The following is a 7944-nucleotide window of genomic DNA, read 5'->3' as shown; positions in this document are numbered from 1 at the left end:
AGGCGCGGCTATGAGTCGACGCGCCGGCAGGGGGCGGATGCTACCATCCGGGCCCGTTGCTTCCGGGGGTGTAGCCATGTTGACCGATGACGATCGGGCCCTGGGCGTCCGCCTGCTCGCGCAGGCCGACGCGCTGGCCGCCTTCACCGAGGAAGCCCCGGCGCTCACCCGCACCTACCTCGGCCCGCAGCACCGGGCAGCCGGCGACTACCTCGCCGCGCTGATGCGCGAAGCCGGCATGGACGCGTCCTATGACGCCCTGGGCAATCTGGTGGGCCGCTATCCCGGCGCGCAGCCCGATGCGCCGGTGCTGATGATCGGCTCGCACATGGATTCGGTGCGCAACGCCGGCCGCTATGACGGCCTGTTCGGCATCCTGTCGGCGATCGCCTGCGTGGCCGGGCTTCACGCCCGTGGCGCGCGGCTGCCGGTGGCCCTCGAGGTGGTGGCTTTCGGCGACGAGGAGGGCGTGCGCTTCGGCATCACCCTGATCGGCAGCAAGGCCATGGCCGGCGCCTTCGACCCGGCCTGGCTCGCGGTGCGCGATCGCGATGGCATCAGCCTGCGCGAGGCCCTCGTCGCCTTTGGCGCCGACCCCGATGCCTGGCCGAGCGTCGATCGCCGCGCCTGCCCGCCGATCGCCTTTCTCGAGTCGCACATCGAGCAGGGCCCCGTGCTGCTGCAGGAGGGCCTGCCGGTGGGCGTGGTCACCGCGATCGCCGGCGCGCAGCGCGCGCTGGTCCATCTCACCGGGCTGGCGGGCCATGCCGGCACGGTGCCGATGGGCTCGCGCCAGGATGCGCTGGCGGCCGCCGCCGAGATGGTGCTGGCGGTCGAGCGCATCGCGCTGGCCCGCGGCGATGTGGTGGCCACGGTCGGTCGCCTCGAGGCGCGGCCGGGCGCGGTCAATGTCATCCCCCAGGATGTGAGCTTCAGCCTCGATGTGCGCAGCGGCCGGGACGACATCCGGCGCGCGGCCATGGCCGAGATCGACGCCGCCTGCGTGGCCATCGCGGCGCGGCGCGGCATCGCGTTGCGCCGCGAGCCGCTCTACCAGGCCGATGCCGCACCCTGCGATCCGCGGCTGCAGGCCTGCCTGGCGCAGGCGATCGCCGCGCGCGGGCTGCCGGTGCGGCATCTGCCGAGCGGGGCCGGGCACGATGCCATGGCCTTTCCGGCGCTTGCCCCGATGGCGATGCTCTTCGTGCGATGCGGCAACGGCGGCATCAGCCACCATCCCGATGAAGTGCTTGACGCCGAGGATGCCGCGATCGCCACGCGGGTGCTGGCCGATGCGCTGGCCGGCGTGGCGGGGGCCCTTCAGCAGCCCGCGTAGATCAGCTGCCCCGGTAGGTGGTGTAGCCCCAGGGCGAGGCCAGCAGCGGCACGTGGTAATGCGCGCCGGGGTCGGCGATGCCGAAGGCGATCGGCACCTGCTCGAGGAAGGCCGGGTCGGCCAGCGGCAGCCCCTGGGCGCGGAAATACTCGCCGATGTGAAAGACCAGGCGATAGCGGCCCGCGGCCATGGACTCGCCGGAGAGCAGCGGCTGCTCGCAGCGGCCGTCGGCATTGGTGATGCGCTCGGCCAGGCGTTCGCCCGCGCCCTCGTCGCGAAACAGCTCCACACGCACACCGGCTGCCGGCTTGCCCTGCGCGGTGTCGAGGATGTGGGTGCTCAGTCTGCCCATGGGTTTTCCTTCAGCGCTGGCCGCGGTGGGCCCAGGCGGTGGTGTGGCGCTCGACCCAGGAGAAGAGCTCGTACATCGCCATGGCCATCACGGCGATGACCACCAGCCCGGCGAAGGCGAGCGGCATCTTCATGGCCGAGCCGGCCGAGATCAGCAGATAGCCGATCCCCTCGTTGGAGGCGTTCATCTCCGACACCGTGGTGCCGACGAAGGCCAGGGTGATGGCAACCTTGAGCGAGGCGAAGAAGTAGGGCATGGAGCGCGGCAGCCCGACCTTGATCAGCACATCGAGCCGCCGTGCGCCAAGCACCCGCAGCACATCCTCGAGCTCGGGCTCGAGCGTGGCCAGGCCGGTGGCGATGTTGACCATGATCGGAAAGAACGAGATCAGGAACGCGGTGAGGATGGCCGGGCCCACGCCGATGCCGAACCAGACCACCAGGATGGGCACGAAGGCCGCCTTGGGCAGCGCATTGAAGGCAGTCATCAGCGGGTACATCGCGGCGTAGGCAAGCCGCGAGGAGCCGATGACGAAGCCGAGCAGCACCCCCACCGCGATGGAGATCGCGAAGCCCACCATGGTGGTCCAGAAGGTGCGCCAGGCATGCAGTCCGATGGGGCCAGCGAATTCGATCAGCGAGCGCACGATCTGCACCGGGCTGGGAAACACGAACTCCGAGACATCGAACAGGCTGCACATCGCCTGCCACAGGGCGATGGCGGCCACCAGCAGCACCCAGGGGGCGATCTTCTCGAGTTGCTTGCCGCGGTTCATGGTCGCCTCAGGATTTGCGGATTTCGCCGATGCGCGAGCGCAGCTCGTGCACCAGCGCGGTGAAGCGGTCGGTGTAGGTGATGTCCAGGTCGCGAGGCCGGGGCAGGTCGATCTCGCGCCGCGCCAGGATGCGGCCGGGCCGCTTGCTCATCACATACACCGTGTCGGCGAGATAGGCCGCCTCGCGCAGGTCGTGGGTGACCAGGATCACGTTGAAGCGCTGCTCGGTCCAGAGGTCGCGCAGCACATTCCAGAGCTCCTCGCGGGTGAACGCGTCGAGCGCGCCGAAGGGCTCGTCGAGCAGCAGCATGCGCGGCTCGTGGATGAGCGCGCGGCAGATCGAGGCGCGCTGTTGCATGCCGCCGGAGAGCTGCCAGGGGAACTTGTCCTCGTAGCCCTGCAGGCCCACCGTGGCCAGCAGCCGACGGGCGCGCTCGATGAACTCCGCGCGGCGCGCCTTGAACTGCGAGCGGTAGGGCTCGACGATCTCGAGCGGCAGCAGCACATTGTCGATGGTGGTGCGCCAGGGCAGCAGCGTTGGCGCCTGGAAGGCCATGCCGACGATCTTCAGCGGCCCGGTGACCGGCTGGCCGTCGATGTGCACCGTGCCGCGGCTGGGCATCTTCAGGCCGGTGGCCAGCTTCATGAAGGTGGACTTGCCGCAGCCCGACGGGCCGACGATCGCGATGAATTCGCCGGCCTGGGTGCTGACGGTGATGTCCTCCACCGCGAAGTCGTTGCTGGCCAGGAGCTCGTCGTTGTAGGCGAGCCAGACCTGGCGGAAATCGACAAAGGCCTCGGACATGGTGACGCTTTCGGGGAGGCGCCCGCGGGGCATGGCCCGCGGGTGCAGCGGCGGGCCGCGGGTTACTTGCCCAGGATGTTGCGGGCTTCCTTGGAGGGCAGGTAGTTGCCGTCCCAGATCCGGTCGGGGTTGATGCGCTCCTTGGTGCCGAAGGAGTCGGCCACCTGCGAGGCCATCAGCGCCATGCGCGGCAGGCGCACATCGCCGAAGCCCTCGGCGCGGGCGTCGGCCGTCGCGATCGAGCCGGCGATGGCCAGACGCAGGCGACGCTTCTCGAGCGTCTCGTCGATGATCGCGTCACGCTCCTTCACGAAGCGGATCGCGCCATCCGGGTCGGCCAGCACATCCTTGGCGCCCTTGGTGAAGGCGCGCAGGAAGGCCTTCACCGCCTCGGGGTTCTTCTTCAGGAAGGCGTCCGACACGATGATCGCGTTGCCGTAGAGCTTCACCCCGTACTGCGGGTAAGGCAGGATCGCGATGTCCTCGTCCTTCACGCCGCGGGCGTTCAGGTTGAGCAGCGAGGTGAAATAGAAGCCGGTGATCGCGTCGACATCGCCGCGGGCGAGCATGGTCTCGCGCAGCGGCGGGTCCATCGACACCCAGTTCACCTTGGCGAGGTCGATGCCATTGGCCTTGGCGAAGATCGGGAAGGCCTTGCGGCCGGCATCGAACACCGGCGCGCCCAGGCGCTTGCCCACCAGATCGGCCGGGCTCTTGATGTTGCTCTTCTTGAGCGAGAACACCGCCGCCGGGGTGTTGTTGTAGACCATCATCACGGCCACGGGCTTGTTCGGGGCGGTGGGATTGTTGCCATGGAATTCCATCAGGGCCGACAGGTCGGCGAAGCCCATGTCGTAGGTGCCCGAGGCCACGCGATTGACGGCATTGCCCGAGCCGTTGCCGGCGTCGATGGTGACATCGAGCTTTTCCTGGGCGAAGTAGCCCTTGGCCTTCCCTGCAAGGAACAGCGCGGCCGGGCCCTCGAAGCGCCAGTCGAGCTGGAATTTGATCTTGGTGTCCTGGGCGTGCGCGGCGCCGGTGCCGAGCACGAGGCTCAGGCCGAGGCCGAGGGCGGCGAAGAAGGGTCTGCGGGACGGCATGGTGAGCTCCTGGCTGCGGGGTCCGGCCTCGCGCGTCCGGGCTGGGGCCGGGCATGGCCTTGACGGCCTGGCGCGGCCCGGCCGCGGCGGGCGGTCCGGCGGGGGACGGGGTGAAACGGCATCGTAACAAATGCCGGCGGTGATCCGCCCTTGCCCGACCATGGTGCGCTGGCGTGCGCCGCCCGGCCTACAATGCGCAGGCCGGGCCGCCCCCGGACCCCAGGAGAAGCCGATGAACCATCCCAGTCCCTTCCTGTCCGAACTTCGCCGACCCCTGCCGCCGGCGCTGGCGCAGGCCCTGGCCGCGCGCTTCGGCGAGCGGTTCTCGGTGGCCAGCGCGGTACGCGAGCATCATGGCCGTGACGAGTCGCCGTTCCCGCCAACCCCGCCCGAGGGCGTGGTGTTCGCCCACAGCACCGAGGAGGTGGCCGATCTGGTCGCGCTGTGCCGCGCGCACCGCTATCCGCTGATCGCCTTCGGTGCCGGCTCCTCGCTGGAAGGCCATCTGCTCGCGGTGCAGGGCGGCATCAGCGTCGACCTCTCGCAGATGAACAGCATCCTCGCCGTCGATGCCGACGATCTCACCGTCACCGTCCAGGCCGGGGTGCTGCGCAAGCAGCTCAACGAGCAGCTCAAGTCCACGGGTCTGTTCTTTCCGATCGATCCGGGCGCCGACGCCAGCATCAGCGGCATGTGCGCCACCCGCGCCTCGGGCACCAACGCCGTGCGCTACGGCACCATGCGCGAGAATGTGCTCTCGCTCACGGTGGTCACCGCCGACGGCAAGGTGATCCGCACCGCCGGCCGGGCCAAGAAGTCATCGGCCGGTTATGACCTCACCCGCCTGTTCATCGGCTCGGAGGGCACGCTCGGCATCATCACCGAGATCACGCTCAAGCTCTATCCGCTGCCCGAGGCGATGAGCGCCGCGGTGGTCAACTTCCCCACCATGGCGGCGGCGGTGGCCACCGTTATCCAGACCATCCAGCTCGGCGTGCCGATCGCCCGCAGCGAGTTCCTGTGCGAGCGCACCATCCGTGCGATCAACGCCCACAGCCACACCACGCTGCGCGAGGCGCCCACGCTGTTCTTCGAGTTCCATGGCACCGAGGCCTCGGCTCGCGAGCAGGCCGAGCTGGTGCAGCAGATCGCGCGCGATCACGGCGGCCAGGACTTCGAATGGGCGAGCCGCCCCGAGGACCGCACCCGGCTCTGGAATGCCCGTCACAACGCCTACTTCGCCTGCCTGCAGGTGCGTCCGGGCTGCCGGGCCATCTCCACCGATACCTGCGTGCCGATCTCGCGTCTGGCCGACTCGATCACCGGCGCGCGGGCGATCCTCGACAAGGGCAACTTCCCCACCATGCTGCTCGGCCATGTCGGCGACGGCAACTTCCACCTTGCCTACCTGGTCAAGGAGGGCGACGACGCCCAGCGCGCCACGGCCGAGCGCCTGAGCATGCAGATGGTGCAGCGCGCCATCGCGCTGGAGGGCACCTGCACCGGCGAGCATGGCATCGGCCTGCACAAGATCGGCTTCCTCGTCGAGGAAGTGGGCGATGACGCCATCGAGCTGATGCGCCGGATCAAGCTCGCCTTCGACCCCGACAACATCCTCAATCCGGGCAAGATCTTCCGGCTCGAGGCCTGAGCGTCGGGGCGTGCTGCCCCGGGGCTGCCCGAGGCCCGGCGCAGGGCGCGCTCAGCGCCGGTAGCGCTTGGGCACGAAGGGCAGGGGAGCGGCGCTCACCGGCAGGCGCCGCTCGCGCACCAGCGCCTGCAGCGCGCCGCCGGCCTGCAGCGCCTCGCGAGCCACCAGCGCCAGCATCATCGGCCGGCCCAGGCTGGGCGAGACCGTGCCGCTGGTCACCTCGCCCACCGTCACGCCATCGGCATCCAGAATGGGCGCATGGGCGCGGATCGGCGCCGGTTGGTCCGACACCAGCCCGACCAGGCGCCGCGGCGCGCCCTGCGCGAGCTGGGCGAGGATGCGCTCCGCGCCCGGGAAGCCACCGGCCTTGGCCGCGCCACGGCGCCGCGAGCGGGCGATGGCGAAGGCCAGGCCCGCCTCCACCGGCGTCACGGTGGGCCCGATGTCATTGCCGTGCAGCGGCAGTCCGGCCTCCAGGCGCAGGGTGTCGCGCGCGCCCAGACCCACCGGCGCCACCGCCGGATCGGCCAGCAGCCGCTCGACCACCGCCTGCGCCTGCGCCAGGGGCAGCGCGATCTCGTAGCCGTCTTCGCCGGTGTAGCCCGAGCGGGTGGTGAAGCAGGCCGCGCCCAGCAGCGTGAGCGTGGCCGCGCCCATGAAGCGCAGCCCCGCCGCGGCCGGGTCGAGCCGGGCGAGCGCCGCCTCGGCCTGCGGCCCCTGCAGCGCGATCAGCGCCTCGTCGATCCAGTCGATGGCCAGCGCCGGGCACAGCGCACGCAGCCGGGCGAGATCGGCCTCGCGGTTGCCGGCGTTCACCACCATGCGGACCTGGTCGCCGAGGTTGACCATCATCAGGTCGTCCTCGATGCCGCCCTGCGCATTGAGCAGCAACGAGTAGCGCTGCTGCCCGACGGGCCAGTCGTCGAAATCGACCGGCAGCGCGGCCTCCAGCGCGGCGTGCAGCGTGGCCGCCTGCCCGTCGCGCGGCGTGATGCGCAGCTGGCCCATGTGCGAGACATCGAAGAGTCCGGCCTGGCTGCGGGTGTGCAGGTGCTCGGCCTTCAGACCGGCCGGGTACTGGATCGGCATGTCCCAGCCGGCGAAGGCGCTCATGCGCGCGCCGAGCCGGCGATGCAGGGCGTCGAGCGGAACGCGCGCCGGAGCGGCGGCGGCGGGGGTGTCGGTCATGGCATCTCCGGAAGGAACGGGCCGCCCGCCCCGCAGGGCGAGCGGCGGGCGCGGCTCAGGCGTAGTCGCTGATCGGCGGACAGGTGCAGACCAGCTGACGGTCGCCGGCGGCGTTGTCCACCCGCTTCACGCTCGGCCAGAACTTGGCCTCACGCAGCCAGGGCAGCGGGTAGGCCGCCAGCTCGCGCGAGTAGGCATGGCGCCACTCGCCGGCGATCTCGGCGGCGGTGTGCGGCGCGCACTTCAGCGGGTTGTCGGTCCGGTCGAGCTCGCCCCGGCCGATCGCCAGCAGCTCGCCGTGGATGGCGATCATCGCGTCGCAGAAGCGGTCGAGCTCGGCCTTGGATTCCGACTCGGTGGGCTCGATCATCAGCGTATCGGCCACCGGGAAGGACAGCGTCGGCGCATGAAAGCCGTAGTCCATCAGGCGCTTGGCGACATCCTCGGCAGTGACCCCGTACTGCGCCTTCAGGTGCCGCATGTCGAGGATGCACTCATGGGCCACGCGGCCGTGCTCGCCGGCGTAGAGCACCGGGAAGCAGGGCCGCAGGCGGTGCGCGATGTAGTTGGCGTTGAGGATCGCCATTTCGGTGGCCTTGCGGATGCCGCTGCCGCCCATCATGCGGATGTACATCCACGAGATGGCGGTGATGAGCGCGCTGCCGCTGGCGGCCGCCGATACCGAGCCGCTTGCGGGTGCGCCCGCCGCGGCCGCTTCACCCACGCCCGCCGGGGCG

The 7944-nt window shown here is 70.5% G+C and carries 7 protein-coding genes and 1 pseudogene; 2 read left to right on the top strand and 6 right to left on the bottom strand.

Going from position 1 to position 7944, the window contains the following annotated elements:
* Positions 1-76: 76 nt before the first annotated feature.
* A complete protein-coding gene (locus AC2H6A_RS16040) occupies positions 77-1336 on the top strand; it encodes an allantoate amidohydrolase (protein ID WP_484274714.1) in 1260 nt (419 codons plus the stop codon).
* Position 1337: 1 nt separating this feature from the next.
* Here AC2H6A_RS16040 and uraH read toward each other — a convergent pair whose 3' ends face one another.
* From uraH to AC2H6A_RS16020, 4 genes are all read right to left on the bottom strand, one after another.
* Positions 1338-1688, bottom strand: a complete 351-nt coding sequence (uraH, locus tag AC2H6A_RS16035; RefSeq protein ID WP_484274713.1) for a hydroxyisourate hydrolase — start codon at positions 1686-1688, stop codon at positions 1338-1340.
* A gap of 10 nt (positions 1689-1698) precedes the next feature.
* Positions 1699-2463 (bottom strand): ABC transporter permease, encoded by a 765-nt coding sequence (locus AC2H6A_RS16030; protein ID WP_484274711.1) that lies wholly within the window; start codon positions 2461-2463, stop codon positions 1699-1701.
* Between the two features lie 7 nt (positions 2464-2470).
* Positions 2471-3268 carry an ABC transporter ATP-binding protein gene (locus AC2H6A_RS16025; RefSeq protein ID WP_484274710.1) on the bottom strand — a complete coding sequence of 266 codons (798 nt, stop codon included), beginning with the start codon at positions 3266-3268 and terminating at the stop codon, positions 2471-2473.
* A 62-nt stretch (positions 3269-3330) separates the two neighbouring features.
* Positions 3331-4368, bottom strand: a complete 1038-nt coding sequence (locus tag AC2H6A_RS16020; protein WP_484274709.1) for an ABC transporter substrate-binding protein — start codon at positions 4366-4368, stop codon at positions 3331-3333.
* Positions 4369-4600: 232 nt separating this feature from the next.
* Here AC2H6A_RS16020 and AC2H6A_RS16015 point away from each other — a divergent pair, with 232 nt between their 5' ends.
* On the top strand, positions 4601-6019 hold the full coding sequence (locus tag AC2H6A_RS16015; protein WP_484274708.1) for an FAD-binding oxidoreductase: 1419 nt from the start codon (positions 4601-4603) through the stop codon (positions 6017-6019).
* A gap of 51 nt (positions 6020-6070) precedes the next feature.
* Here the strand turns inward: AC2H6A_RS16015 and gcvT are convergent, their stop codons facing one another.
* Both gcvT and AC2H6A_RS16005 read right to left on the bottom strand, forming a co-directional pair.
* Positions 6071-7207 (bottom strand): glycine cleavage system aminomethyltransferase GcvT, encoded by a 1137-nt coding sequence (gene gcvT, locus AC2H6A_RS16010; RefSeq protein WP_484274707.1) that lies wholly within the window; start codon positions 7205-7207, stop codon positions 6071-6073.
* A 55-nt stretch (positions 7208-7262) separates the two neighbouring features.
* Positions 7263-7944, bottom strand: a pseudogene (locus AC2H6A_RS16005) (glycine dehydrogenase (aminomethyl-transferring)); the annotation flags it as partial.

It is taken from the genome of Quisquiliibacterium sp. (genome assembly GCF_982640115.1).
Note: the sequence above shows the minus strand (reverse complement) of the source record. Positions and strands in the feature narration are given on the sequence as shown.

Bases quoted from the DNA above. Each gene is read 5' to 3' on its own strand.
- AC2H6A_RS16040 (WP_484274714.1), top strand. From the start codon at position 77: ATGTTGACCGATGACGATCGGGCCCTGGGCGTCCGCCTGCTCGCGCAG.
- uraH (WP_484274713.1), bottom strand. From the start codon at position 1,688: ATGGGCAGACTGAGCACCCACATCCTCGACACCGCGCAGGGCAAGCCG.
- AC2H6A_RS16030 (WP_484274711.1), bottom strand. From the start codon at position 2,463: ATGAACCGCGGCAAGCAACTCGAGAAGATCGCCCCCTGGGTGCTGCTG.
- AC2H6A_RS16025 (WP_484274710.1), bottom strand. From the start codon at position 3,268: ATGTCCGAGGCCTTTGTCGATTTCCGCCAGGTCTGGCTCGCCTACAAC.
- AC2H6A_RS16020 (WP_484274709.1), bottom strand. From the start codon at position 4,368: ATGCCGTCCCGCAGACCCTTCTTCGCCGCCCTCGGCCTCGGCCTGAGC.
- AC2H6A_RS16015 (WP_484274708.1), top strand. From the start codon at position 4,601: ATGAACCATCCCAGTCCCTTCCTGTCCGAACTTCGCCGACCCCTGCCG.
- gcvT (WP_484274707.1), bottom strand. From the start codon at position 7,207: ATGACCGACACCCCCGCCGCCGCCGCTCCGGCGCGCGTTCCGCTCGAC.